The following is a 24,901-nucleotide window of genomic DNA, read 5'->3' as shown; positions in this document are numbered from 1 at the left end:
GTCACATACTCCTAAGCTGGTAGATTTACTATTTCAGATACCGCCCCACCACGATGCCGATCAACATCAGCGGGACAAATACAAGTGTGCCGGGGGCGGCCATCGGCAGCGCGGTCCAGGCCGGACCGGGGCAAAATCCGCCGATCCCCCAGCCGATACCAAAGACCGCAGCGCCGGTCAGAAGGCGCGTGTCGATCTGGCTGGCCGAGGGGATTTCGAAATTTTCCATCAGGGCTGGCCGCTCCTGCTGCCAGGCCAGCCGATACCCGAGGAAGGCCGTCAGGGACGCGCCGCCCATCACGAAGGCAAGGCTGGGATCCCACGTGCCGAAGATGTCGAGAAAGTTGAGAACCTTGGCCGGGTTGGCCATGCCCGAGAGGATAAGGCCGATGCCAAAGATGAGGCCCGAGAGGAAGCCAAAGAGAGGGCGCATCACACTGTCCCCCCGACCACGTGCCGCAGCGCAAAGACCGTCGCCGCCGCGAAGACCATGAAGGTGATGACCGCCGCAAGCGACCGGCGCGACAGCCGCGCAAGGCCACAAACGCCGTGCCCCGACGTGCAGCCTGAGCCGAGCGACGTGCCGATCCCGACCAGAAGGCCCGCAAGCCCCATCATCGGCAGATTGCTACTGACGGTCTGCTGCGGATAGCCGCCGCTGACCAGCAGCCACGCGATCGGCGCGGCCAGCAGGCCGGCAATGAAAGCAATACGCCACGCCCGGTCGCCTTGGGTGACAGCGCCTGCGGTGATGCCGACGATGCCGGCGATGCGGCCAAAGAGCGCCATCACCATCACGGCCGAAAGGCCAATCAGGATGCCGCCAGCCAGCGAGGCAAGCGGCGTGAAATCAGTGGGTGTTACAGGCAGCATGAGCATGTCTCCTTTCAAGCGTCGCGTGCGGGTATATCGGCACCGTTATCATTGTCCCGCTCAGAGGTCAGCGCCCGGATAGCCTCGTGTTGAGACAGAAAGACGCGGCCCGTCAGCTCATCCAAAAAATGCGAGCGTTTAAGCCGGTCCATGACCGGGCCTTTGACCTCCGAGAGGTGCAGTTTCGTGTCCATCTCGGCCAGCCGAGTGTTGATCGCCTCGAGGGATTCCAACGCGCTCATGTCGATCTCGTTCACGGCCGAGCATTGCAGTACGACATTGCGCACCGCCTTGTCCCGCGCCACGCGGTCAAGGATGTGATCCTCAAGGAATCGGGCATTCGCGAAATAAAGGCTCTCGTCCACGCGCAGGGTGACGATATGGGGATGCGTTTCCACATCATGCCGATGGATGTTGCGGAAATGCTCGGTCCCGTCGATGCGTCCGACCTCGGCGATATGCGGCTTGGACGTCTTGTAGAGATAGAGCAGCACCGAGATGGCCACGCCGCTGGACACACCCAGTTCGACCCCGAGGCCGAGGGTAATCAGGATGGTGGCCGCTACAGCGGTAAAATCTGCCCTGGAATAGGCCCAGGCGCGGGCCAGCACCCCGAAATCGACAAGGCTGAGGACCGCGACAATGATGGTCGCCGCCAGCGTCGCCTTGGGCAGGAAATAGATCAGCGGCGTCAGTGCCAGCGCCGCGATGGCCAGACCGACCGCCGTAAAGGCGCCCGCCGCGGGCGTGCGCGCGCCCGCATCGAAATTCACGACCGAGCGGGAAAAGCCCCCCGTCACCGGAAAGCCGCCAGTGAAGGCCGCGCCAAGGTTGGCGGCGCCAAGGCCGATCAACTCCTGGTCCGGCTTGACCCGCTCACGCTTTTTCGCGGCCAGCGTCTGCGCGACCGAGATCGACTCGACGAACCCGATGATCGAGATCAGCAGCGCCGGCAGGAAAAGCTGGCCCACCAGCCCCGGTGAGATGTCGGGCATGGTCAGAGGCGGCAGGCTTTGCGGGACCTCGCCCACGATGGCAACGCCCTGAGCGCCCAGATCGAAGGCCCAGACGGCGGCGGTCGTGGCGACAACCGCCGCGACGGGGCCCGCCTTTGCCAGCGTATCGGCCATGCGCGGCCCCAGCCCCATCTTGCGCAAGAGCGGCTTGAGCCCGCGGCGCACCCAGAACAGAAACGCCGTGGCCGAAACGCCGATGATCAGCGTTATCATGTTGGTCTGCGGCAGGTTGGTGGCCAGGCTGTGCACAAGCTCGACCAAAGTATGCCCGCCGCCCTCGATACCCAGGATATGGCGCAGCTGGCTGACCGCGATGATGATACCGGAGGCCGTGATGAAGCCGGCAATGACCGGATGCGACAGGAAATTCGCCAGAAAGCCCAGACGGAAAAGCCCCATCGCCAGCAGGATCGCCCCCGAAAGCGCGGCCAGCGTCAGCGCGGCGGCGGCATAACCCATCGTGCCCTGATCGGCGATCTGCCCAAGCGCCGCCGCGGTCATCAGTGACACCACCGCAACCGGCCCGACGGCCAACGCCCTGCTGGTGCCGAAAATCGCATAGAGAAGGATCGGCGCGATCGACGCGTAAAGCCCTGCCTCAGGCGGCATCCCGGCCAAAAGCGCATAGGCCAGGGACTGGGGGATCAGCATGATCGTCACGATCACGGCGGCCACCAGGTCGTCCGACAGCGTGGCGCGGTCATAACGACGCCCCCAGTCTAGGATCGGAAAATAGCTGGAAATCTTGTTCATGTAGTACAATTTCAATTCTGTAGATGACAACGCGCAAGGCAGAGAATGAGGTTCCCTTGCCCCGCGCGTATCCGGTATCAGTGCTGGCCGGGATAATCAGGCGTGGCCATCCATTCGCGGCCGCGCAGCATGCCCTTCCAGTAGATCGGGGGCAGCATCCGCTCTTTCAGGAACCACGCGGCGCGCGATGGCTTGGTGCCGTCGATCAGCGCCTTGGGAAAGCTAGGCAAGAGCTTGCCGCCATAGCCGAACTCGGCCAGCACGATCTTGCCCCGCTCCACCGTCAGCGGGCAGGAGCCATAGCCGTTATACTGCGCGACAGCCGATTTACCGTCGATATCGGCAATGACGTTTTCGGCCACGGTCGGGGCCTGGATGCGCGCGGCGGCAGCCGTCTTGGCGTTGGGGGCGTTCATCACGTCCCCCAAGGACCAGATGTTGTCATAGGTCTTGTGCCGCAGCGTCGCCTGATCGACATCGACCCAGCCCGCCTCGTCCGCAAGGGGCGAGACGCGGATGAAATCGGGCGCGGTCTGAGGCGGGCAGACATGCATCATGTCGAACTCCATCTCGACCTGCCGGACCTCTTTCTCGGGTTCCTTCACCTCGAAAACGGCCTTTTTCGCCGCGCCATCAACGGCGATCAGGTTGTGAAAGAAGTTCAGATGCGCATCGTATTTCTTGACGTATTCCATCAGCGCCGGGACGTATTCCTTGACCCCGAAGAGGACGCCGCCCGCGTTGTTGAAATTGACGTCGATATCCCCCAGCACGCCGCGCCGCGTCCAGGCATCGCAGGACAGATACATCGCCTTTTGCGGCGCGCCCGCGCATTTGATGGGCATCGGCGGCTGGGTAAAGATGGCGCGCCCGCGCTTCATCTCCTGCACCAGCTTCCAGGTATAAGGCGCCAGATCATAACGATAATTCGATGTGACGCCATTCTTGCCCAGCGTCTCGATCAGGCCATCGATGCGGGCCCAGTCCAGCTTGAGGCCGGGACACACGATGAGACGGGTGTATTTGACGACGCGGCAGCCGTCGAGGATGACGGCGTTCTGCCCGGGCTCGAACGCAGCGACCGCCGCCTTGATCCAGCGCACGCCCTTCGGGATCAGGCTGCCCATCGTCTTGGCAGTCTGCTCGGGCTCGAAAATACCGCCGCCGACCATGGTCCAGCCGGGTTGATAATAATGCACCTCGGCAGGCTCGATGATGACGATGTCCAGATCGGCGCGGCGCGATTTCAGGCTGGCCGCAACGGCGATCCCTGCTGCCCCGCCACCGATGATCACCACGTCATGCGCCGCATCTGGCGCGTCGGTGGGTGTCTTGCCGCCATTGGCGATGCGGCGGACGACGCCGCTCATGTCATAGCCGGCCTTTTGCGTCGCGGCGAGGATATCGGCCACCGGATGCCCCTTGGCCTGGCTCAGCGACCAGAGCGTGGCCGAGCGTGTGCCGCTGCGGCAATAGGCCAAGGTCGGCCCGGGCAGCTCATCAAGCGCCGCACCGAAAGTCCGTGCATCCTCGTCTGACACCTTGCCGCCCTCGATCGGGATATAGCGCGCCTCCATCCCCTGTTTTTCCGCAGCCGCCGCAACCTCGGCAAAGCTGGGCTGGTCGGGCCCCTCTCCGTCCGGGCGATTGCAGATGATCGAGCGGTAGCCTTTCTCCTTCAAGGCAGCCACGTCCGCTGGCGCGATCTGCGACGATACCGATAACCGGGCCGAAATTATCTTGGGGTCCATAGCTATTCGTCTTCCTCTTGATCTTTACTACCGAGACATGGCTTGAAACCGGCCTCACGCTGAGCAGGGCGCTCAAGGCTGATTGATCAGGCTTCGCCGTCGCCCTCATCGCGGGCCTTGATGGAGACGTATTTGGCGCTGTACGCTTTCTCACCGAGGCGCTCGATCAGATCGAGTTGCAGTTCCAGCCAAGCCTTATGTCCCTCCTCATCGAGCGCGATTTGCTCAAAGAGCTTTCGGGAGCCCAGATCACCCACTGCATCGGCGTCCTTGGCGGACTGGATATAAAAAGCCAGTGCTTCTTCCTCGTCAGCGAGATCGGCTCGAAACATTTCCACGAGGGATGAAGCGCGCTTAGGTGGTTGAGCAAAAGCGATTTCGGGCTCTCCCTTGAGGAACAGCACCCGCTCGATGAAAAGATCGGAATGGCCGATCTCCTCGGCCTGCTCTTCCCGCATCACGGCGGCCAATCCATTCAACCCCCAATCCTCCAGTACATGCGCATGAAGCTGGTATTGATGCGCCGCACTCATTTCCATTTGCAGGGCCTTGTTCAAGTTGTCGATTGTCGGACTATTGGACATCTCGGATTCCTTTCTTACGGCTAATCTATCAAAGCGCGTTCAGCGGCACCTTGAGCATCGGCTTTCCGTCATGATCGGTTGGCACCTCGCCGGCGCGCATGTTCACCTGCAGCGAAGGAATGATCAGCCTCGGCATGGCAAGCTGCGCGTCACGCTCGCTGCGGAAGCGCACGAAGTCTTCGCGGGTCTTGCCGCCGCCAACATGGATGTTGTGTGCCTTTTCCTCGGCCACGGTCGTCTCCCACGCGATGTCACGGCCGTTCGGGCCATAGTCATGGCACATGAAGAGGCGCATCTGATCCGGCAGCACCAGCACCTTTTGAATGCTGTCGTAGAGCGTACCCGCATCGCCGCCCGGAAAATCCGCCCGCGCCGAGCCGCCATCCGGCATGAAGAGCGTATCGCCCACGAAGGCCGCATCGCCCATCACATGCACCATGCAGGCCGGGGTGTGGCCGGGCGTGTAGATTGCAAAGCAGTCCATTCCGCCGATCTTGTAGGTGTCGCCATCCTTGAACAGCGCATCGAACTGGCTGCCGTCGCGCTGGAACTCGGTGCCCTCGTTGAACACCTTCCCGAAGGTTTCCTGCACGACCATGATCTTGTCACCGACACCGATCTTGCCGCCAAGGCGCTCCTGAATATAGGGGGCGGCGCTGAGGTGATCGGCATGGACATGGGTCTCGATGATCCAGTCCAGCGTCAGGCCGCGTTCCTTGATCTCGGCGATCAGCGCATCGGCGTGATCATAGGTGATCCGTCCGGCGGCGTAGTCGATATCCATGACGCTATCGACGATGGCGCAATGGTCCGATGCCGGATCCTTGACGATGTAGCTGATCGTGTTGGTCGCCTCGTCGAAATGGGGCGAGACGTCGGGTTTGACATCCATGTGAATCGGGTAGCTCATGGGCCGCTCCTTCTCGGTCAGCATTTGGTGCAGGTCTTCACGCCCAGCACGCGGTAGAGCGGGCAGAAGCCGGTCAGCGCCGTGATCAGCAGGACCGCGCCAACGATCAGCGCGCCCCAGTAGATCACCGGGTTGGCGAAAAGCGCCATCGCGGTCGCCAGCGGCAGGATGACCAGGATGAAACCAAGGATGCCGCGCAGCACGCGGTCGAATGTGCCTTCATTGGTGGACATGACAAATCTCCATATGCATCGATCTCGACGTGATCTCGATTACCTATGTTCCAGATATACCTTTAAGCCCGCCAGTTCAGTGACCTTGTTACCGATGGATCAAATCGGGTTCGCACGCGCGAATTCGGTCAGCGCCGCGCGGTCAGTGATGCGCACATTCCCGCGCTTCTGCTCGACCCAACCGCGCCGCGCAAACTCGGCCATCTGGCGCGAGATCACCTCGCGCGCCGTGCCCAACTCGCGCGCCCAATCGCCATGGGTGCCGCTGATCACATCGTTCTTTCCGCTCAGCTCCAGCAGCTTGTGCGCCAGACGCGCATCCATGCGGCCAAAGGCGATTTCCTCGACCGTCAGGAAGAGATCGGTGATGCGGTCCGAGAATGCGGCGAAGACGAATCTGCGAAACTCGGGCGAGGTCGCCATCGCATGGTCGAAGGCCCGCTTGGGGATGGCGACAGCCTCCAGATCCGTTTCGGCCAGACCGTCGGCGGTATAGTCCTCGAAAGCCATCAGGCAGGCCGTGGTCAGAACGCAGCTTTCCCCGGCATGAACCCGGTAGAGCACGATTTCGCGGCCATTCTCGGTCACCTGTTGCACCCGCACCTGCCCGTCAAGCAGCAGCAGCAGGTTCTCCGGCGCCTGACCGGGGCCGAAAATCACCGTGCCCGCGGGCACTCGGATGACGCTGGCCTCGGCCAGCAATTCGTCGCGCACAGGCCCGGACAACGCCGCCAGCCCCTCGAAACGCTGGGTCCAGTCCTTCATGACGGTGCCTCGCTCGCGTTCTGGCTGAGGGCCGGATCAATGCGGCTCATCAGCTCGCCGCGATTGGCGGCGATATCGGCGATGGTCAGATCGTCCAGCACGGCCATGAAGGCAGCCGTTGCCTCCTTGATCTTGCGCGACAGGCGGCACACGTCGATCAGCGGGCAGGTATTCGTGGACGGGTTGAAGCATTCCACGACCTCCAGATCGCCTTCGGTCAGCCTCACGATCCGGCCCACGACGATCTTGTCCGCCGGCATGGCCAGCCGAAATCCGCCCCCGCGCCCGCGCTGCGTCTCAAGGTATCCCTCGCGGCCCAGCTCGTGCACAGCCTTGACGATATTCGGTTTTTTCAGGCCATGGATGGTGGCCACATCCTCGATCCGCACCAGATCCGGCGCACGCAAAGCGGCCAGTTGCAAGGTGCGCAGCGCATAGTTGGTGTAAGCGGTCAGACGCATGACATCGCCATAAGATATATTCCGTATATTGCTTTATTTGAAGTATATGTTAACTACCGACCCATTCATAGATGGAGAGACATATGAGTCTGAAAATAGGTGAACGCGCCCCCGATTTCGAGGCCGATACCACGACCGGCCACATCAAGCTGAGCGATTGGGCAAAGGGCCACTGGGTGTTCTTCTTCAGCCATCCAGCGGATTTCACACCTGTCTGCACCACCGAGATGGGCCGCACGGCGCAACTGGCGCAGGAATTCGCGGATCGGGGCGTGCTGCCTCTGGGCCTCAGCACCGACACGGTCGAAGAGCATAGCAAGTGGATTTCGGACGTGGATGAGACACAGCACACGACGCTGAAATTCCCCATCGTGGCCGACCCTGACCTGAGCATTGCCAAGCTCTACGAGATGATCCACCCCGAAGAGAGCGAGACCGCCGCTGTCCGCTCGGTCTTCATCATCGACCCTGAGATGAAGATCCGCCTGACCATGACCTATCCGATGAGCGTCGGGCGCAATTTTGACGAGATCCTGCGTGTCATCGACGCGCTGCAGACCAGCGACCGTCACGGCGTGGCCCTGCCCGCCGACTGGATGCCCGGCAAGGACGTGATCATCCCGCCGTCGGTCAGTGATGCGGATGCCAAGGGGTTGTTTCCGCAGGGATGGACCACCCACAAACCCTATCTGCGCACGACCCAGCTTAAAAAAGACTAAGCGCCAGCCTTGCTGACGCAGACAGGGCCGCCCTCCCTGGACGAGGGCGGCTTTTTTTCATTGGCGCTCCACTTGCCGTCCAACGCAAAAAGGCCCCGCATTTCTGCGGAGCCTTTTCACTGTCTCACACCCCGAGCTTACTCGGCGCTGGTATCCGACTCCGCAGGCTCGTCCGCCACCGGGGCAGCCAGTGCGGCGGCCGCTTCGGCCTCCTCGCGGCGCGCCTCGATCACCACGTTGTCGCGGCCCGCAGCGATCTTGCGCATCTCCTGCGTCGCGCCGCCGGTGCCCGCCGGGATCAGGCGGCCCACGATGACGTTCTCCTTGAGACCGACCAGCTTGTCCCGCTTGCCCTGAACCGAAGCTTCGGTCAGCACGCGCGTCGTTTCCTGGAAGGACGCCGCCGAGATGAAGCTGCGGGTCTGCAGCGACGCCTTGGTGATGCCCAGAAGGATCGGCTCGCCCTGTGCAGGACGCACGTTCTTGGCCAGTGCCTTCTCGTTGGCGGCGTCGAACTCGGCCTTGTCCACATGCTCGCCCTTCAGCAGGGTCGTCTGACCACTATCCGTGATCTCCCACTTCTGGAGCATCTGGCGCACGATGACTTCGATGTGCTTGTCGTTGATCTTGACGCCCTGGAGGCGATAGACGTCCTGCACCTCGTCGATCATGTAATCGGCCAACGCCTCGACACCCAGAATGCTCAGGATGTCATGCGGCGCAGGGTTGCCGTCCATGATGTAGTCCCCCTTCTGCACGAAGTCGCCTTCCTGCACCGGGATGTGCTTGCCCTTGGGCACCATGTACTCGACGGTTTCCAGCGTCTCGTCCGCAGGCTCGATCGAGATACGGCGCTTGTTCTTGTAGTCCTTGCCGTAGCGCACGTAGCCGTCGATTTCCGCGATGATGGCGTGGTCCTTGGGGCGACGCGCCTCAAAGAGTTCGGCCACACGCGGCAGACCACCGGTGATGTCCTTGGTCTTGGCACCCTCGCGCGGAATACGCGCGACGACATCGCCCATCTTGACCTCATCGCCCTCTTCGACGCTGAGGATCGCATCCACCGACATCGCATAGGTGACGGGGTTGCCCGCCTCGTTGCGCATCGGCTCGCCGTCCTCGCCCACGATGAAGATTTCGGGCTTCAGCTCGTTGCCCTTGGGGGCCGCGCGCCAGTCCATGACGATCTTCTGGGTCATGCCGGTGGCATCGTCCGTCTCGTCGCGCACGGCAACGCCGGTCACGAGGTCGACGAATTTGGCCGTACCCGACTTCTCGGCGATGATCGGAAGGGTGTAGGGATCCCACTCGAACAGCTTGTCGCCGCGCTTGACCGTGCTGCCCGCCTTGACGTGCAGCTTGGTGCCGTAGCCCAGCTTGTGGCTGGCCAGTTCGACATCGCCCTCGCCCATGATGAGCAGCTTCATGTTCCGGCCCATGACCAGCGTCTCGCCCGAGGAATTCTCGAGCGTCTGCTCGCCGTCGAACGCGATCTTGCCCGACTGGCTGGCCTCGAGGAAGGACTGCTGACCACCCTGCGCAACGCCGCCGATGTGGAAGGTCCGCATCGTCAGCTGCGTGCCGGGCTCACCGATGGACTGCGCGGCGATGATGCCGACAGCCTCGCCCTGGTTCACCATGGTGCCGCGGGCAAGGTCGCGCCCGTAGCACATGGCGCAGACGCCATCCTCGGCCTCGCAGGTCAGCGGGCTGCGGATGCGCGCAGTCTGAACCGCCGCCTCCTCGACGGCATCTGCCGTCAGCTCGTCGATCAGCTGGCCTTCCTTGACCAAAACCTCGTCGGTGCCGGGACGCAGGATGTCCTCAGCCGCGACGCGGCCCAGAAGGCGCTCGCCAATGGACGAGACGACCTCGCCATCGTTGACGGCGGCCTCGGTCGTGATGGCGCGGTCGGTGCCGCAATCATGCTCGCGCACGATGCAGTCCTGGGCCACATCCACCAGGCGGCGTGTCAGGTAGCCCGAGTTCGCCGTTTTCAGGGCGGTATCGGACAGACCCTTGCGGGCGCCGTGGGTCGAGTTGAAGTATTCAAGAACGGTCAGGCCTTCCTTGAAGTTCGAGATGATCGGGGTTTCGATGATGTCGCCGTTCGGCTTGGCCATCAGGCCGCGCATGCCGCCCAGCTGCTTCATCTGCGTGACCGAGCCACGGGCACCCGAGTGGGCCATCATGTAGACCGAGTTCGGCTCGGCTTCGGCGCCATTCTCGTCGGTTTTGCCCGACGAGATGTTGTTCATCATCGCCTCGGTGACCTGGTCGTTACACTTCGACCAGGCATCGACCACCTTGTTGTACTTTTCGCCCTGAGTGATCAGGCCGTCCATATACTGCTGCTCGAAGCCTTTGACCTGCTCGCGTGTCTCGCCGACGATGTCCCACTTGTTGTCGGGGATCACCATGTCGTCCTTGCCGAAGGAAATGCCGGCACGGAACGCCTCGCGGAAGCCCATCGTCATGATCTGGTCGCAGAAGATGACCGACTCTTTCTGACCGCAATAGCGGTAGACGGTGTCGATGACCTGCTGCACTTCCTTCTTACGCAGAAGGCGGTTGACCAGGTTGAAGGGCGCCTTGGCGTTCTTGGGCAGAAGCGAGCCGAGGCGCACGCGGCCCGGCGTCGTTTCGACACGCTCGAACACTTCGTTACCTTCGTTGTCGATCTGCGAGATGCGCGCGGTGATGCGGGCGTGCAGGTGCACTTCGCCCGCGTCCAGCGCGTGCTGCACCTCGTCCATCGACGAGAACATCATGCCCTCGCCCTTCATACCCGCACGCTCGAGCGTGGTGTAGTACAGGCCAAGGATCATGTCCTGCGACGGAACGATGATCGGCGCGCCGTTGGCGGGCGACAGAACGTTGTTCGTCGACATCATCAGAACGCGCGCTTCCAGCTGGGCCTCAAGGCTCAGCGGGACGTGCACGGCCATCTGGTCGCCGTCGAAGTCGGCGTTGAAGGCCGAACAAACGAGCGGGTGCAGCTGGATCGCCTTGCCTTCGATCAGGATCGGCTCGAACGCCTGGATGCCCAGACGGTGCAGCGTCGGCGCGCGGTTCAGCATCACGGGATGCTCGCGGATCACCTCGTCGAGGATGTCCCAAACCTCGGGACGCTCTTTTTCGACCAGCTTTTTCGCCTGCTTCACGGTGCTGCTGAGACCCTTGGCCTCAAGGCGCGAGTAGATGAACGGCTTGAAAAGCTCGAGCGCCATCTTTTTGGGCAGACCGCACTGGTGCAGCTTGAGTTCCGGTCCGGTCACGATGACGGACCGGCCCGAGAAGTCGACGCGCTTGCCCAGAAGGTTCTGGCGGAAGCGGCCCTGCTTGCCTTTCAGCATGTCGCTGAGCGATTTCAGCGGACGCTTGTTGGCGCCGGTGATGACCCGGCCGCGGCGACCATTGTCAAAGAGGGCGTCGACCGATTCCTGCAGCATCCGCTTCTCATTCCGCACGATGATGTCGGGCGCGCGCAGCTCGATCAGACGCTTCAGACGGTTGTTGCGGTTGATGACCCGGCGATAAAGATCGTTGAGATCCGACGTCGCAAAACGGCCACCGTCCAGCGGCACCAGCGGGCGCAGCTCGGGCGGGATGACCGGGATGACCGTCATGACCATCCACTCGGGACGGTTGCCGGACTCGAGGAAGGACTCGACGACTTTCAGACGCTTGATGATCTTCTTTGGCTTCAACTCGCCCGTGGCCTCGGCGAGGTCCGCGCGCAGGTTCTCCGCCTCGGATTCGAGGTCGATCTGGGCCAGCATGTCGCGGATCGCTTCTGCGCCGATATTGGCGGTGAAGGCGTCGATGCCATAAGCATCCTGCGCGTCCATGAACTCTTCTTCGGTCAGCATCTGGCCGTAGGTGAGGTCCGTCAGGCCCGGCTCGATCACAACGTAGTTTTCAAAATAGAGAACCCGCTCAAGATCGCGCAGCGTCATGTCCAGCATGAGACCGATGCGGCTGGGCAGCGATTTCAGGAACCAGATATGGGCACAGGGCGCGGCCAGCTCGATATGGCCCATCCGCTCGCGGCGGACCTTTTGCAGGGTGACCTCGACGCCGCATTTCTCGCAGACGACGCCGCGATACTTCATGCGCTTATACTTGCCGCAAAGGCATTCGTAATCCTTGATCGGGCCAAAGATGCGCGCGCAGAACAGGCCGTCCCGCTCGGGCTTGAACGTGCGGTAGTTGATGGTCTCGGGCTTCTTGATCTCGCCGTAGGACCAGCTGAGAATACGCTCGGGCGATGCCAGCGAGACCCTGATCTCGTCAAAGACTGCGGCGGGAGCGACGGGGTTGAACGGATTGTTCGTCAGTTCCTGGTTCATTTACTTACCTCGTAATATTGGGCGCGAAAGGGGGATGGCGGGCAAGCTCCTGCGTGAGGAACTTGCCAAAAATCTTGGAAGATTTTTGCGCTTACTCTTCCCCCTCCGAATCCAGGAGTTCCATGTTGAGGCCCAGACCCCGGACCTCCTTGACCAGAACGTTGAAGCTTTCCGGCACGCCGGCCTCGAAGCTGTCCTCGCCCTTGACGATGCTCTCATAGACCTTGGTGCGGCCCGCGACGTCGTCCGACTTGACCGTCAGCATCTCCTGCAGGGTGTAGGCGGCGCCGTAGGCCTCGAGGGCCCAGACCTCCATCTCACCGAAACGCTGTCCACCGAACTGCGCCTTACCGCCAAGCGGCTGCTGCGTGACAAGGCTGTAGGGCCCGGTCGAGCGTGCGTGGATCTTGTCGTCGACAAGGTGATGCAGCTTCAGCAGGTACTTCATGCCAACCGTGACGGGGCGTGCAAACTGCTCGCCCGTGCGGCCGTCAAAGAGGACCGACTGACCCGACGTGTCAAAGCCTGCACGGCTTAGCGCGTCGTTCACGTCCTGCTCCTTGGCGCCGTCGAAGACGGGCGTGGCGATCGGAACACCGTTCGTCACGTTGCCCGCGGCCTCGACCAACTGCTGCTCATCCATGCCCTCGATTCCTTCGGCAAAGACCTCATCGCCATAGGCCAGGTGCATCGCTTCCTTGACCGGGGTCAGATCGCCATCGCGGCGATAGCTTTGCAGCGCCTCGTCGATCTTGATCCCGAAGCCCCGCGAGGCCCAGCCCATATGCGTCTCGAGGATCTGGCCCACGTTCATCCGGCTTGGAACGCCCAGCGGGTTGAGGCAGAAATCGACCGGCGTGCCATCCGCGAGGAACGGCATGTCCTCCATCGGGACCACCTTGGAAATCACACCCTTGTTGCCGTGACGGCCGGCCATCTTGTCACCCGGCTGCAGCTTGCGCTTCACCGCGATGAACACCTTGACCATCTTCATCACGCCCGGCGGCAGATCATCGCCGCGGCGGACCTTCTCGACCTTGTCCTCGAACCGCGCATCGAGGGCGCGCTTCTGCGCCTCGTATTGCGCGTTGAGCGCCTCCATGATCTGCGCGTCGGCCTCTTCCTTGAGCGCCAGCTGCCACCACTGGCCCTTGGTCAGGGACGACAGCAGCTCCTCGGTGATCTCCGAGTTGGACTTGACGCCCTTGGGGCCTTTGACGGCGGTCTTGCCCAGGATCATGTCGTGCAGACGGGCGTAGATGTTGCGATCCAGGATCGCCAGCTCGTCATCACGGTCACGCGCCAGACGCTCGACCTCTTCGCGCTCGATCTGCAGCGCGCGCTCGTCCTTCTCCACGCCGTGGCGGTTGAAGACGCGCACTTCGACGACCGTTCCGAAATCACCCGGCTTGACGCGCAGGGACGTGTCGCGCACGTCGCTCGCCTTCTCACCAAAGATCGCGCGCAAAAGCTTCTCTTCCGGTGTCATCGGGCTTTCGCCCTTGGGCGTGATCTTGCCCACCAGAATATCGCCCGGCTCAACGTCGGCGCCGATATAGACGATGCCCGCCTCGTCGAGGTTGCGCAGCGCCTCCTCGCCCACGTTGGGGATGTCGCGGGTGATCTCTTCCGGCCCCAGCTTGGTGTCACGCGCGGCGACTTCGAATTCCTCGATATGGATCGAGGTGAAGACGTCATCACGGGAGATGCGCTCGGAGATGAGGATCGAGTCCTCGTAGTTGTAGCCGTTCCAGGGCATGAAGGCGACGATGACGTTCCGGCCAACGGCCAGCTCGCCCATATCGGTGGCGGGGCCGTCCGCGATGACCTCGTCCTTGCCGACAGTGTCGCCGACCTTGACCAACGGACGCTGGTTGATGCAGCTGTTCTGGTTCGAGCGCTGGAATTTGCGCAGGCGGTAGATATCGACGCCGGGATCGCCCGGCTCCATGTCTGCCGTGGCGCGCACAACGATCCGCTGGGCGTCGACTTGGTCGATGATACCCGCACGTTTCGCCATGATGGCAGCGCCGGAGTCGCGGGCGACGACGCCCTCGATGCCGGTGCCAACCAGCGGCGCCTCTGCCTTGATCAGCGGCAGGGCCTGACGCATCATGTTCGAGCCCATCAGCGCGCGGTTGGCGTCGTCATTCTCAAGGAATGGAATGAGCGATGCCGCGACCGAGACCAACTGCTTGGGCGACACGTCGATCAGATCGACATGTTCGTTCGGGGCCAGCATGTAGTCGCCGGACTGGCGGGTGCTGACCAGATCGTTCACAAAACGGCCGTTCTCGTCCAGATTGGCGTTGGCCTGAGCGATGGTATGACGCTGCTCTTCGGTCGCGGACATGTATTGCACATCGTCCGTGACCTGGCCGTCCTTGACCTTGCGGTAGGGCGTTTCGATGAAGCCGTATTTGTTCACCCGCGCGAAGGTGGCGAGCGAGTTGATCAGGCCGATATTCGGGCCTTCCGGGGTCTCGATGGGGCACATGCGGCCGTAATGCGTCGGGTGCACGTCGCGCACCTCGAAGCCCGCGCGCTCGCGCGTCAGGCCGCCCGGTCCAAGTGCCGAGAGGCGGCGCTTGTGCGTCACTTCCGAGAGCGGGTTGGTCTGGTCCATGAACTGCGACAGCTGCGAGGAGCCGAAGAATTCGCGCACGGCAGCGGCGGCGGGCTTGGCGTTGATCAGATCCTGCGGCATGACCGTGTCGATCTCGACCGACGACATGCGCTCCTTGATCGCGCGCTCCATGCGCAGAAGGCCGACGCGGTACTGGTTTTCCATCAGCTCGCCGACCGAGCGCACCCGGCGGTTGCCGAGGTGGTCGATATCGTCGATGTCACCCTTGCCGTCGCGCAGCTCGACCAGTGCCTTGATGCAGGCGACGATGTCTTCACGGCGCAGCGTGCGCTGGGTGTCATCGGCATCGAGGTTGAGGCGCATGTTCATCTTGACCCGGCCCACGGCCGACAGGTCATAGCGCTCGCTGTCGAAGAACAGCGTGTCAAAGAGGGCCGATGCGGCCTCTTCGGTGGGCGGCTCGCCCGGGCGCATGACACGGTAGATGTCCATCAGCGCGGTTTCGCGGCTCATGTTCTTGTCCGCGGCCATCGTGTTGCGGATGTAGGGACCGACATTGATGTTGTCGATATCCAGAACCGGGATGTCCGTGATGCCTGCGTTGATCAGGTCCTGCAGCGTGCCACCTGTGATGTCGCCGTCCTTGTCGTATTCCAGCGTCAACTCATCGCCCGCCTCGACATAGATCGCGCCGGTCTCTTCGTTGATGATGTCTTTGGCTGCGAACTTGCCCACGATATGCTCGAAAGGCACCAGCAGGTCCTTGACGTTGCCCTCGTCAATCAGCTTTTTCACCGCGCGGGGCGTCACTTTCTTGCCGGCCTCGGCGATGACTTCGCCGGTCTTGGCGTCGACCAGATCATAGGTCGGACGGGTGCCGCGCACACGCTCGGGAAAGAACTTGGTGACCCAGCCCTTGTTCTTCTTCAGCTTGAACTGGATGGTGTCGTAATAGGCATCCATGATGCCTTCCTGGTCCAGACCCAGCGCATAAAGCAGGGTGGTCACAGGCAGCTTGCGGCGGCGGTCGATGCGCGCAAAGACGATGTCCTTGGCGTCGAACTCGAAATCCAGCCACGAGCCGCGATAGGGAATGATGCGGCAGGCAAAGAGCAGCTTGCCCGAGCTGTGGGTCTTGCCCTTGTCGTGGTCGAAGAAGACGCCGGGGCTGCGGTGCATCTGGGAGACGATTACACGCTCGGTGCCGTTCACGACGAATGTGCCGTTGGGCGTCATCAGGGGCATGTCGCCCATGAACACGTCCTGCTCCTTGATATCCTTGACCGATTTCGCGCCGGTATCCTCGTCAATATCGAACACGATCAGGCGCAGCGTCACCTTCAGCGGAGCTGAATAAGTCATGTCGCGCTGCATGCACTCTTCGACGTCGTATTTCGGCTTTTCAAGATCGTAGTTGACGAACTCGATCACGCTTGTCTCGTTGAAATCCGAGATCGGGAAGACGGACTGGAAAACGCCCTTGATGCCTTCGCCGTCCATCGGCTGAGGCTGATCGCCCGAGCGCAGGAACAGATCATACGAGGATTTCTGAACCTCGATGAGGTTCGGCATTTCGAGGACTTCGCGGATTTTACCGAAGTATTTACGCAAACGCTTCTGGCCAAGGTAGGATTGAGCCATGTGTCTGGTCACCTTTCATTTCTCAACGATCGCGCGCACTGTCGGGCCCCAGCCGCACGGCCATCAGAGAGAGCGGGGGTGCGATCCATTCATGGCCATCGTCCCAATGACGGCCTCCCGATCGCACGAACCTCGCCTGAGATAGGCCCCCTGCCCTGCGGCGCAACCAAAGGTGCCGGCTTCGTGAACCGCCGCCCTTGGCCATACTGGGGCCTGTCCAAGACAGGTTCGGCTGGACCCGGAAATTCCGGATCCAGCCACATTCAAAGGGGTCAGGCAGGGCGCAACGCCCCGGCCCATGCCCCTTGCGATTACTTCAGTTCGACTTCGGCGCCAGCTGCTTCCAGCTTGCCCTTGATGTCGTCTGCTTCGTCCTTGGAGACCTGCTCCTTGACGGCTTTGCCACCGGCTTCGACCAGTTCCTTGGCTTCTTTCAGGCCAAGACCGGTGATCGCGCGGACTTCCTTGATCACGTTGATCTTGGAGGCGCCTGCCGACTTCAGGATGACGTCGAACTCGGTCTGCTCTTCTGCAGCCGCGCCGGCGTCGCCGCCTGCGGGACCAGCCATCATCACTGCGCCGCCTGCTGCGGGCTCGATGCCATACTCGTCCTTCAGGATGGTTTTCAGTTCTTGTGCTTCGAGCAGCGTCAGACCAACGATCTCTTCTGCCAGTTTCTTCAGATCAGCCATTTTCTCATGCTTTCCGTTTTAGATGTGTTCCAACGACAGGGCGAATGCCCTTGCCGGACAGTCCAATTGCGTTCAGGCCGCTTCGGCCTTCTCTTCGATGGTCGAGAGGATGCTCGCGATGTTCGAAGCGGGCGCGCCAATCGCGCCGGCAATGTTCGATCCGGGTGCGCCGATGCAGCTTGCGATCTGAGCGATAAGCTCGTCGCGCGAGGGCATCTTCGACACGGCTTCGACGCCGGCACGGTCCAGAGCGTTCTCACCCATTGCACCGCCGAGAATCTGATACTTCGGATTCCCTTTGGCGAAATCCTCGGACACCTTGGCCGCGGCCACGGGATCTTCGGAATAGGTCAGAACGGTCATGCCCGTCAGGTAGCCTGCGATTGATGCGCAGGGCTTGCCGTCCAGGGCGATCTTGGCGAGCCTGTTCTTGGCAACGCGGACGGATGCATCGGCCGCACGTGCGCGCGCCCTCAGATCCTGCATTTCCGCAACTGTCAGACCGGTGTAGTGGGCTACCACTACGACGCCAGAGCTTTCGAAGATCTGGCCGAGCTCGTCGACCACTTTCTCTTTCTGGGCTCTATCCACAGTTTTACTCCAAATTTGGGGGGGTGTCCCCCGGCTCAGTTCAGCCAGGCAGAAGCGCCTGGCATTTGGTCCTGTAAACGGGGCATCGATAATGCATCCAAGGCGTGCGCCTGGCTGATAATCTCAATTCCCGCCTCGGGCAGGATATTAAGGGCCTGCGGCCCACCCACCGTCTTGGACGAAATGCACACAGGACATGGAATGCGAATCCCATGCCCTCTGCACAATGCAGCCCATAAGCGTTTGTGGAGGCAATGCCAACCCCCTCGGGGCCACGTGGCGGGTCGGCGCGCATTTTTTTGACGGCCATGCGCAAAGACGCGGCTAGGCGGAAGTGATTCCGGCCCATGATACCCACAACCTTAAAGAAACTTGTTCGCATTCAGGGCAAGTGTTAGGGACGGCAAAAAAAACCGTGCGAGGCCACCATGCTGTCTTTCGTTCAAGACTTCCTTGCCAATGTGGAAACCGACATCAAACCGGCCTCGCGCGATGCGGCATTGGCGGCACTCCGGCCGCTTGGCCTGACCGATTTCGCCGCGACGCTCTGGGCGTCGCCCCTGCCCGACTATCGGCTGCTGGCGCGGCATCTACCGCCCATGTCCCCAACCGAAGTGCAAGCGCGCTGGACCGGCTCGCAAGGAGTGAAATTGCTGAGTCAAAGCCTGAGCTTTGTGCAATCCTGCTCGGAAAATTATACGGCCTTTACCGAAAAAACCCTGCACAATGCCCGCATTCTGGATTTCGGGTGCGGTTATGGGCGCTTCTTGCGACTGTTCTCGTACTACTCAGACAATGTGTTCGGGTGCGACGCATGGGAGGCCTCGCTTGACCAGAGTCGGGAGGCAGGCTTTGGCGACCGGGTGCGCAAATCCGACTCGCTGCCAGAGCGTCTTCCGTTCGACGCTCCATTCGACTTCGCTTTCGCCTTTTCGGTGTTCACTCACCTGAACGAACACGCGACCAGACTGTGCCTGCGCGCACTGCACAATGCCGTGAAGAAGGGCGGGGTGCTGTGCATCACGATCCGCCCGCCGGATTACTGGGAGGACCGGCTTGCCGATCGCAAGATGACGAAAGAGACGTTGCAGCATTTCCTTGCCACCCATCAGCAGAGGGGCTTTGCCTTTTTGCCTCACGGGACCAAGCCTGATGATCCGGGCAATAGCTATGGCGACAGCTCGATGACACTCGACCGATTGGCGGAGCTTGCCGAAGGCTGGAAGATCGTTGCGCTCGATCGTGCGTTGGATGATCCGATGCAGCGCTACGTCTTTCTTCAGGCGATCTGAAACCATCAACAGCACGGCCATCGGCACCGCGTTCGCCTCCAATGAAAAAGAGCGGACCATGCAGCCCGCTCTTTCCCAGAATTCACACTGATCGTACGATCACTCGGTCGCGGCGTCGGCCACGTCGATCGTCACGCCCGGACCCATGGTCGAGGTCAGCGAAATGCGCTTCATGTACGACCCCTTGGCACCGGCCGGCTTGGCCTTGGCCACGGCGTTGATGAAGGCGCGGACATTCTCGACCAGTTTGGCCTGATCGAAGGACGCCTTGCCGACGCCTGCGTGGACCACACCGGCCTTCTCGGCCTTGAACTGCACCTGGCCGCCCTTGGCGTCCTTGACAGCCTGGGCGATATCCATCGTCACCGTCCCGATCTTGGGGTTCGGCATCAGGTTGCGCGGGCCCAGAACCTTGCCCAGACGGCCCACGACGGGCATCATGTCGGGCGTGGCGATGCAGCGATCAAAGTCGATCTTGCCGCTCTGAACGGTTTCCATCAGGTCCTCTGCACCGACGATATCGGCGCCTGCCTTCTCGGCCTCTTCGGCCTTGGGGCCGCGGGCAAAGACAGCGACGCGGACGTCCTTGCCGGTGCCGTTGGGCAGGCCGACGACGCCGCGGACCATCTGGTCGGCGTGGCGCGGGTCGACACCTAGGTTGACGGCGATCTCGATGGTCTCATCGAATTTCGCCTTGGCGTTGCCCTTGACCAGGGCGACGGCATCCTCGACGCTCAGGTCGGATTTGCCGGCAAATGCCTCGCGAGCTGCGCGGGCGCGTTTTCCAAGCTTTGCCATCTTACTTCACCTCGATGCCCATGGAGCGTGCGCTGCCCACGATGATCTTCATCGCGGCTTCGACGTCGTTTGCGTTCAGGTCTTTCCACTTGGACTCCGCGATCTCGCGAACCTGCTTGACCGTGACGGAGCCTGCGGTGTCGCGGCCCGGCGCCTTGGAACCGGAGGACAGCTTGGCCGCCTTCTTGAGATAGTAGGACGCGGGAGGCGTCTTGATATCCATCTCGAAGGACTTGTCCTGGTAGTAGGTGATCACGGTCGGGCACGGGGCGCCCGGCTCCATGTCCTGCGTCTTGGCGTTGAACGCCTTGCAGAATTCCATGATGTTGATGCCGCGCTGACCCAGTGCGGGTCCGACGGGCGGGCTGGGGTTGGCTTGCCCGGCTTTCACCTGCAGCTTCATCTTCCCGGCGAGTTTCTTGGCCATGAGGCCTCTCCTTCCATTTCAACAGGTTCGGGGCGCGCCCGCGAACCGCTCGGGTTGTGTGGTCCGGCTCGGGCACCGCGGCCCCCTTGCCTCCCACATGAGGCCCGGATCGCTCCGGGCGGCAGTGCCCCTATGGGGGGGCACCGCATCGCGCAAATCCCTATTGCTTGGTGACCTGCGTGAATTCCAGCTCGACCGGGGTTTCCCGGCCAAAGATCGAGACTGACACCTTGAGGCGCTGATGCTCTTCGTCGACATTCTCGACCGATCCGTCGAAGCCCTCGAACGGGCCGTCGTTGACCTTGACCTTCTCGCCAATGTCGAAATGGATCAGGGTGCGCGGGCTTTCCTCGCCCTCTTGAACGCGGCCAAGGATGGCCTGCACTTCGGCGTCGCGCATCGGCATCGGGCGCCCTTGCGGGCCCAAAAAGCCGGTGACGCGGTTGATCGAGTTGATCATGTGATAGCCCTTGTCGGACATCTCCATGCGCACCAGCACGTAGCCGGGCATGAAACGGCGCTCCGCGGTCACTTTCTTGCCGCGGCGCACTTCGATGACCTCTTCGGTCGGAACCAGCACTTCGTCGATATCGTCCTCAAGACCGTTCTCGACGATCGACGTCCTGATCTGCTCGGCGATCTTCTTTTCGAAATTCGACAGAACGCTCACCGAATACCACCGCTTTGCCATGCTGAGCCTGTCTCCGTCTCGTCCGGCGCGTGGGCCGGAATTACCTATATGTCCATGATGGCGCAAAGGCGCGTCACCGGACGTTTTCCAAACAAAATCGGCGCGGGGCTCGAATCGCCGCGCGCCACATTGCAGAATTGCCTCGCCGGATACCCTGCCTCGCCCATGGATTCAAGGGGTGGTGGCCAGTTTACCCGTGCAGCGCCCGCCATGGCGGCGCGCCGCTTAGCCGACCAGCGCGAAAATGCCCTGCAAACCGCTGCGAATACCCAGATCGACCAGCGCAAAGAAGACGGCGGTCAGGGCTGCCATGATGAAAACCATGACCGTGGTCAACAGCACCTCGCGGCGCGTCGGCCAGACGACCTTGCTGACTTCCGAGCGGACCTGCTGAACGAATTGAAGCGGATTGGTGCGTGCCATGCGCTGCCTTCTTTTGCTGAATGCGGCCCCTTGCGAATTCGGGACGCTGCGCCGCCACATACGCCGCGGCGCGCATGAATTCAAGTGCGCAAACTCTGGCAGGGCGTAAGTCCGGCAGGCGCGCAGCAACCTCGGCAGATGCCGGGCGGGGCGGCTCAGAGGCTCGCCGCCTCGGCGCGCAGCCTGTCGAAAGGATCCGGCTCGTCGTCGCCCGCCCCTTCCGGCATCAGCGCTTCACGGCTGAAATCCGCCATGTAAAGGCCTGTGGTCCAGCCATCGGGCATGCGATCCAACACCTCGTCCACGCGCATCGCAAGGCGGTCCAACCCGGCGCGCATCCGTTCGGCGCTGGCCGGATTGCGCGCAAGACGCCGATAGTAAAGCCAGATCAGCGCGCCCGATACCGTCTCCGTGCCCAGCGCGAGAATGCCCGCAACGCAGAACATCGCCCAAGCGAGGATCGCAATCACTATGATCCAAGGCCACAGCCAGGTTGCGCCCAGCGCCACCGCCGCCAAGGCCGCGCGGCGCGGCCATTTGCCCGAAAAACGCTCGGACATGGCCCCCAATGGCAACCTCTGGCGGGTCGGCGTCAGGTCTTCGACCAATGCGCTATGCGCCTCTCTCTCATGGTCAGACACAGGCTGCCGAGCCATCTCGTGCTTGGTGCGCGCCGCCTCCAGCCGCGCCTCGGCCTCGCTCCGCTCGCGCGCAGCGCGCCGCGAAGTGCGTCCCGCCGTCCCGGCCAGCTCCTCTTGGCTGGCAATCGCCGGCAAGGCCGCACGCGCCTGAAACTGGCGGTCCACGGCCATTGTGCGTGCGATGATATCGTTGATTTCTTCGTCGGAAGGACTGGCGCCGCACGATTGCAGCGGCTTCAGGCGCAGGCCCGGTCTCAATGCGTCAAGCGGAATGCGTGATCCCGTCAGATCGTCAGAATATGCCATAGCAACATTACCCCACTTCGCGCCCCCACGCGAATTCGGTCGCCCACGAAAAACACCCACGCGGAATCAGCCGAATGAGAGCAGTATAGGGCGTGATTTGGGCAAAATTGTGGCAAGCGTGACGAAATAATGTCAAAGCGCGCCGGATGCTCTCCGCCCAGCCGCACGAGCGCCGATGGTGAACTGGACCTGCCAAAGTCCACGCCGGATGTCTGGATGCCAATGGGGCATAAGCTTGCACAGCCAGAGCAAAGAACAAGTCCGCCAGATCGGCCCATGCCGCAATATCTGGCGCGCCACTTGAACCACAACGCCACTTACTGAGGATTTTATTCAGAAACGACTGAACCAAATGTTGGACAGCACGTTTTTCACTCACAAGCAGAAAGGAGACAAGGATGTTCGACCTCAAGCAACAGGAAAACGTTTTGCTCGTCACGCTGTCAGGAAAGGTCACGGCGGATGAAGTCACGGCTTTCTATGATCGCTTCGAAAAGGTGATCGAGGATATCGACCGGACCGGTATCGTTATTGACGCGACCGGCTTTGACGACATGACCGGCGACGCCATCGCCCGCGACATCCCGCTGGAGCTGGGGCTGCTCGACCAGATGGGCAAAATCCCGAAAGTTGCGGTCGTTTCGGACAAGGAATTCATCGGCGCGCTGGTGCAGGCAGTCAATCCATTGGTCCCGATGATCGACATGCAGTCCTTCGGCCCCGGTGACACGCAGGCGGCGCAGGACTTCGCGTCCGATCTGCCGCCGAAAAAGCCAAAGGGCAAGGGCATTTACCTCATGGAGGAATCCAGCCCCGAAGTCATGGCGATCGAGCTTGACGGGTACATGGACGACGACGAGATGGAAGCGATCTCGAAGGAGGTTCTTGAACGGCTGGAAAGCAGCACGGATTTCCGCGCGCTGATCAAGATCACGTCGTTTCGCGGCTTCGATCCCGGCATCATGACAGACAAGTCGTTCTTCAAGATGAAAATCGGCGCGATCAAGGACATGAAGAAATACGCCATCGTGACAGACGAGGGATGGTTGAAACCTCTCGTCGGCTTTGCCGGGTCGATTTCGGGCATCGACATGAAAGTGTTTCCAATGGCCGAGGAACGCGCCGCCTGGGACTGGGTGAAGGCCTGACACTGGCGTCCGAATGTGCCGACACCGAAAAACGCTCTTTGAATGACCGCGCCGTATTACGGCGTGGTCATCCTACCACCCAACTTGTCGTCCGACACTGGCCCACAAGTTGCAAGGTGCCACCTACCCCCCCGAAACCGAGCGGCGGAAGAGGATCAGGCTGATCCCCAGGAACACCGCGCCTAGAAGGAATGTCCACAGGAAGGACGGCCAGACTATGGCCAGACCGGCCCCCCGATAGGTGATCGCCTGCGCGAATTCCATGTAGTGGCGCGACGGAAGAAGAAACGTGATCGGCTGCAGCCAGATCGGTTGGCTTTCGATGGGCGTCATGCCCCCTGAGAGGATCATGATCGGCATGATCACCAGCATGATCAGCAGCGCGAATTGCGCCATTGTGCGCGCCACGATTCCAAGCAGGATGCCGATGGAGGCCGCGGCAAAGAGATAAATCAGCGTGCCGCCCATCAGCAGGGCCTCGGAGCCCGCGAACGGGATGTCGAGCGCTCCCTGGACGATCACGAACAGCGCAAAGATGAAGGCGATGAAGATCACAAGCGAGTTGGCAAAGATCTTGGCCAGCGCAATCTCGAAGGCCGATAGCGGCATGACCATCAGATGTTCGATCGTGCCGTGTTCCCGCTCGCGGATCAGGGCGGCGCCGGTCAGCACGATGGTCAGCATCGACAGTTGGTTGAGCAGACCGGATATGGCCGAGAGCCAGACATTGTTGCCAGCGGGATTGTAGGCGCGCCGCACCACCAGATCGAGCGGCGGGGTTTCCGCCAGATCGGCGCGCGTGGCAAAGCGCGCGATCTCGTCCGACAGGATCGCGGTCAGATATCCGGTGCCGATACTGGCCTGCATCGTCTTGGTGGCGTCGATATTGACCTGCAAAGTCGGCGACCGCCCTGCCCGCACGTCCGCCTCGAACCCCGCAGGGACGACGACGACAAAGGTTGTCTCGCCCCAGTCCAGCATCCGCTCGACCTCATCGGGGCGCGCTTCGTTGGGGCGCAGGAAATAGGGCGGGTACAGCGCCGTCTGCAAGGCCCGCGAAAGGCTGGAGCGGTCCTCGTCCACGAATGTCACGGCGGTGTTATTGATCGTCTCGCCCGCACCAGAGCTTTCGATATACATGCCGGGTCCGAACGAATAGACGACCAGCAGCAAGAGGACCAGATCGCGCCAGAGCACGCGCAATTCCTTGCCCACCAGCCAGAAGATGTTGAGGATCCGGCGCATCG

The 24,901-nt window shown here is 61.8% G+C and carries 22 protein-coding genes; 3 read left to right on the top strand and 19 right to left on the bottom strand.

Annotated features, from left to right (window positions below):
- Nucleotides 1-28: 28 nt before the first annotated feature.
- The 9 genes from ACEWPL_RS00465 to ACEWPL_RS00425 form a co-directional block, all read right to left on the bottom strand.
- Entirely contained in the window at nt 29-433 is a 405-nt protein-coding gene (locus ACEWPL_RS00465; RefSeq protein ID WP_393935205.1) for a DUF6691 family protein, read from the bottom strand.
- On the bottom strand, nt 433-873 hold the full coding sequence (locus ACEWPL_RS00460; protein ID WP_393935206.1) for a YeeE/YedE family protein: 441 nt from the start codon (nt 871-873) through the stop codon (nt 433-435). The genes ACEWPL_RS00465 and ACEWPL_RS00460 overlap by 1 nt, the downstream gene beginning before the upstream one ends.
- Before the next feature lie 14 nt (nt 874-887).
- Nucleotides 888-2,642: a SulP family inorganic anion transporter gene (locus tag ACEWPL_RS00455; RefSeq protein WP_393935208.1), complete on the bottom strand. Its 1,755-nt coding sequence runs from the start codon at nt 2,640-2,642 to the stop codon at nt 888-890.
- A gap of 77 nt (nt 2,643-2,719) precedes the next feature.
- Entirely contained in the window at nt 2,720-4,393 is a 1,674-nt protein-coding gene (locus tag ACEWPL_RS00450; RefSeq protein ID WP_393935210.1) for a bifunctional protein tyrosine phosphatase family protein/NAD(P)/FAD-dependent oxidoreductase, read from the bottom strand.
- Nucleotides 4,394-4,479: 86 nt separating this feature from the next.
- Entirely contained in the window at nt 4,480-4,977 is a 498-nt protein-coding gene (locus ACEWPL_RS00445) for a bacterioferritin (protein WP_393935212.1), read from the bottom strand.
- Between the two features lie 28 nt (nt 4,978-5,005).
- Complete coding sequence (locus tag ACEWPL_RS00440) at nt 5,006-5,887, bottom strand: MBL fold metallo-hydrolase (RefSeq protein WP_393935214.1); 882 nt, start codon at nt 5,885-5,887, stop codon at nt 5,006-5,008.
- 17 nt (nt 5,888-5,904) lie between these two features.
- Complete coding sequence (locus tag ACEWPL_RS00435) at nt 5,905-6,120, bottom strand: YgaP family membrane protein (protein ID WP_393935216.1); 216 nt, start codon at nt 6,118-6,120, stop codon at nt 5,905-5,907.
- 99 nt (nt 6,121-6,219) lie between these two features.
- Nucleotides 6,220-6,885 (bottom strand): Crp/Fnr family transcriptional regulator, encoded by a 666-nt coding sequence (locus ACEWPL_RS00430; RefSeq protein WP_393935218.1) that lies wholly within the window; start codon nt 6,883-6,885, stop codon nt 6,220-6,222.
- The gene (locus ACEWPL_RS00425; RefSeq protein ID WP_393935219.1) at nt 6,882-7,346 is read right to left on the bottom strand and encodes an RrF2 family transcriptional regulator; all 465 of its coding nucleotides are present in this window, start codon (nt 7,344-7,346) and stop codon (nt 6,882-6,884) included. The genes ACEWPL_RS00430 and ACEWPL_RS00425 overlap by 4 nt, the downstream gene beginning before the upstream one ends.
- Nucleotides 7,347-7,429: 83 nt before the next feature.
- Here ACEWPL_RS00425 and ACEWPL_RS00420 point away from each other — a divergent pair, with 83 nt between their 5' ends.
- A complete protein-coding gene (locus ACEWPL_RS00420; RefSeq protein ID WP_393935221.1) occupies nt 7,430-8,065 on the top strand; it encodes a peroxiredoxin in 636 nt (211 codons plus the stop codon).
- 137 nt (nt 8,066-8,202) lie between these two features.
- Here ACEWPL_RS00420 and rpoC read toward each other — a convergent pair whose 3' ends face one another.
- The 4 genes from rpoC to rplJ form a co-directional block, all read right to left on the bottom strand.
- Nucleotides 8,203-12,417 (bottom strand): DNA-directed RNA polymerase subunit beta', encoded by a 4,215-nt coding sequence (rpoC, locus tag ACEWPL_RS00415; RefSeq protein WP_393935222.1) that lies wholly within the window; start codon nt 12,415-12,417, stop codon nt 8,203-8,205.
- A 91-nt stretch (nt 12,418-12,508) separates the two neighbouring features.
- A complete protein-coding gene (rpoB, locus tag ACEWPL_RS00410) occupies nt 12,509-16,645 on the bottom strand; it encodes a DNA-directed RNA polymerase subunit beta (protein ID WP_393935224.1) in 4,137 nt (1,378 codons plus the stop codon).
- 311 nt (nt 16,646-16,956) lie between these two features.
- Complete coding sequence (gene rplL, locus ACEWPL_RS00405) at nt 16,957-17,337, bottom strand: 50S ribosomal protein L7/L12 (protein WP_393935226.1); 381 nt, start codon at nt 17,335-17,337, stop codon at nt 16,957-16,959.
- 72 nt (nt 17,338-17,409) lie between these two features.
- Complete coding sequence (rplJ, locus tag ACEWPL_RS00400; RefSeq protein WP_393935227.1) at nt 17,410-17,928, bottom strand: 50S ribosomal protein L10; 519 nt, start codon at nt 17,926-17,928, stop codon at nt 17,410-17,412.
- A 428-nt stretch (nt 17,929-18,356) separates the two neighbouring features.
- Here rplJ and ACEWPL_RS00395 point away from each other — a divergent pair, with 428 nt between their 5' ends.
- Complete coding sequence (locus tag ACEWPL_RS00395) at nt 18,357-19,220, top strand: class I SAM-dependent methyltransferase (protein ID WP_393935229.1); 864 nt, start codon at nt 18,357-18,359, stop codon at nt 19,218-19,220.
- Between the two features lie 99 nt (nt 19,221-19,319).
- Here ACEWPL_RS00395 and rplA read toward each other — a convergent pair whose 3' ends face one another.
- From rplA to ACEWPL_RS00370, 5 genes are all read right to left on the bottom strand, one after another.
- Nucleotides 19,320-20,018, bottom strand: a complete 699-nt coding sequence (gene rplA / locus ACEWPL_RS00390; RefSeq protein WP_393935231.1) for a 50S ribosomal protein L1 — start codon at nt 20,016-20,018, stop codon at nt 19,320-19,322.
- Between the two features lies 1 nt (nt 20,019).
- Nucleotides 20,020-20,445: a 50S ribosomal protein L11 gene (gene rplK, locus ACEWPL_RS00385; RefSeq protein ID WP_393935232.1), complete on the bottom strand. Its 426-nt coding sequence runs from the start codon at nt 20,443-20,445 to the stop codon at nt 20,020-20,022.
- Between the two features lie 160 nt (nt 20,446-20,605).
- Nucleotides 20,606-21,136: a transcription termination/antitermination protein NusG gene (gene nusG, locus ACEWPL_RS00380; protein WP_393935233.1), complete on the bottom strand. Its 531-nt coding sequence runs from the start codon at nt 21,134-21,136 to the stop codon at nt 20,606-20,608.
- Nucleotides 21,137-21,361: 225 nt separating this feature from the next.
- Nucleotides 21,362-21,559, bottom strand: a complete 198-nt coding sequence (secE, locus tag ACEWPL_RS00375; protein ID WP_393935235.1) for a preprotein translocase subunit SecE — start codon at nt 21,557-21,559, stop codon at nt 21,362-21,364.
- A 155-nt stretch (nt 21,560-21,714) separates the two neighbouring features.
- The gene (locus tag ACEWPL_RS00370) at nt 21,715-22,506 is read right to left on the bottom strand and encodes a hypothetical protein (protein WP_393935236.1); all 792 of its coding nucleotides are present in this window, start codon (nt 22,504-22,506) and stop codon (nt 21,715-21,717) included.
- 398 nt (nt 22,507-22,904) lie between these two features.
- Here ACEWPL_RS00370 and ACEWPL_RS00365 point away from each other — a divergent pair, with 398 nt between their 5' ends.
- A complete protein-coding gene (locus ACEWPL_RS00365; protein WP_393935238.1) occupies nt 22,905-23,654 on the top strand; it encodes a SpoIIAA family protein in 750 nt (249 codons plus the stop codon).
- Between the two features lie 123 nt (nt 23,655-23,777).
- Here ACEWPL_RS00365 and ACEWPL_RS00360 read toward each other — a convergent pair whose 3' ends face one another.
- Complete coding sequence (locus tag ACEWPL_RS00360) at nt 23,778-24,899, bottom strand: ABC transporter permease (protein WP_393935240.1); 1,122 nt, start codon at nt 24,897-24,899, stop codon at nt 23,778-23,780.
- Between the last annotated feature and the right edge of the window lie 2 nt (nt 24,900-24,901).

Origin of the sequence: Roseovarius roseus, from assembly GCF_043355935.2 — a bacterium.
In the GTDB taxonomy this organism is placed as follows: Bacteria; Pseudomonadota; Alphaproteobacteria; order Rhodobacterales; family Rhodobacteraceae; genus Roseovarius; species Roseovarius roseus.
This window is presented reverse-complemented; position numbering and strand designations above follow the sequence as displayed.

Bases quoted from the DNA above. Each gene is read 5' to 3' on its own strand.
- rplL (WP_393935226.1), bottom strand. From the start codon at position 17,337: ATGGCTGATCTGAAGAAACTGGCAGAAGAGATCGTTGGTCTGACGCTG.
- ACEWPL_RS00440 (WP_393935214.1), bottom strand. From the start codon at position 5,887: ATGAGCTACCCGATTCACATGGATGTCAAACCCGACGTCTCGCCCCAT.
- rpoB (WP_393935224.1), bottom strand. From the start codon at position 16,645: ATGGCTCAATCCTACCTTGGCCAGAAGCGTTTGCGTAAATACTTCGGT.
- nusG (WP_393935233.1), bottom strand. From the start codon at position 21,136: ATGGCAAAGCGGTGGTATTCGGTGAGCGTTCTGTCGAATTTCGAAAAG.
- ACEWPL_RS00455 (WP_393935208.1), bottom strand. From the start codon at position 2,642: ATGAACAAGATTTCCAGCTATTTTCCGATCCTAGACTGGGGGCGTCGT.
- ACEWPL_RS00420 (WP_393935221.1), top strand. From the start codon at position 7,430: ATGAGTCTGAAAATAGGTGAACGCGCCCCCGATTTCGAGGCCGATACC.
- ACEWPL_RS00360 (WP_393935240.1), bottom strand. From the start codon at position 24,899: ATGCGCCGGATCCTCAACATCTTCTGGCTGGTGGGCAAGGAATTGCGC.
- rplA (WP_393935231.1), bottom strand. From the start codon at position 20,018: ATGGCAAAGCTTGGAAAACGCGCCCGCGCAGCTCGCGAGGCATTTGCC.
- secE (WP_393935235.1), bottom strand. From the start codon at position 21,559: ATGGCACGCACCAATCCGCTTCAATTCGTTCAGCAGGTCCGCTCGGAA.
- rpoC (WP_393935222.1), bottom strand. From the start codon at position 12,417: ATGAACCAGGAACTGACGAACAATCCGTTCAACCCCGTCGCTCCCGCC.
- ACEWPL_RS00465 (WP_393935205.1), bottom strand. From the start codon at position 433: ATGCGCCCTCTCTTTGGCTTCCTCTCGGGCCTCATCTTTGGCATCGGC.
- ACEWPL_RS00370 (WP_393935236.1), bottom strand. From the start codon at position 22,506: ATGGCATATTCTGACGATCTGACGGGATCACGCATTCCGCTTGACGCA.
- ACEWPL_RS00425 (WP_393935219.1), bottom strand. From the start codon at position 7,346: ATGCGTCTGACCGCTTACACCAACTATGCGCTGCGCACCTTGCAACTG.
- ACEWPL_RS00435 (WP_393935216.1), bottom strand. From the start codon at position 6,120: ATGTCCACCAATGAAGGCACATTCGACCGCGTGCTGCGCGGCATCCTT.
- ACEWPL_RS00450 (WP_393935210.1), bottom strand. From the start codon at position 4,393: ATGGACCCCAAGATAATTTCGGCCCGGTTATCGGTATCGTCGCAGATC.
- rplK (WP_393935232.1), bottom strand. From the start codon at position 20,445: ATGGCCAAGAAACTCGCCGGGAAGATGAAGCTGCAGGTGAAAGCCGGG.
- ACEWPL_RS00395 (WP_393935229.1), top strand. From the start codon at position 18,357: ATGCTGTCTTTCGTTCAAGACTTCCTTGCCAATGTGGAAACCGACATC.
- ACEWPL_RS00445 (WP_393935212.1), bottom strand. From the start codon at position 4,977: ATGTCCAATAGTCCGACAATCGACAACTTGAACAAGGCCCTGCAAATG.
- ACEWPL_RS00365 (WP_393935238.1), top strand. From the start codon at position 22,905: ATGTTCGACCTCAAGCAACAGGAAAACGTTTTGCTCGTCACGCTGTCA.
- ACEWPL_RS00430 (WP_393935218.1), bottom strand. From the start codon at position 6,885: ATGAAGGACTGGACCCAGCGTTTCGAGGGGCTGGCGGCGTTGTCCGGG.
- ACEWPL_RS00460 (WP_393935206.1), bottom strand. From the start codon at position 873: ATGCTGCCTGTAACACCCACTGATTTCACGCCGCTTGCCTCGCTGGCT.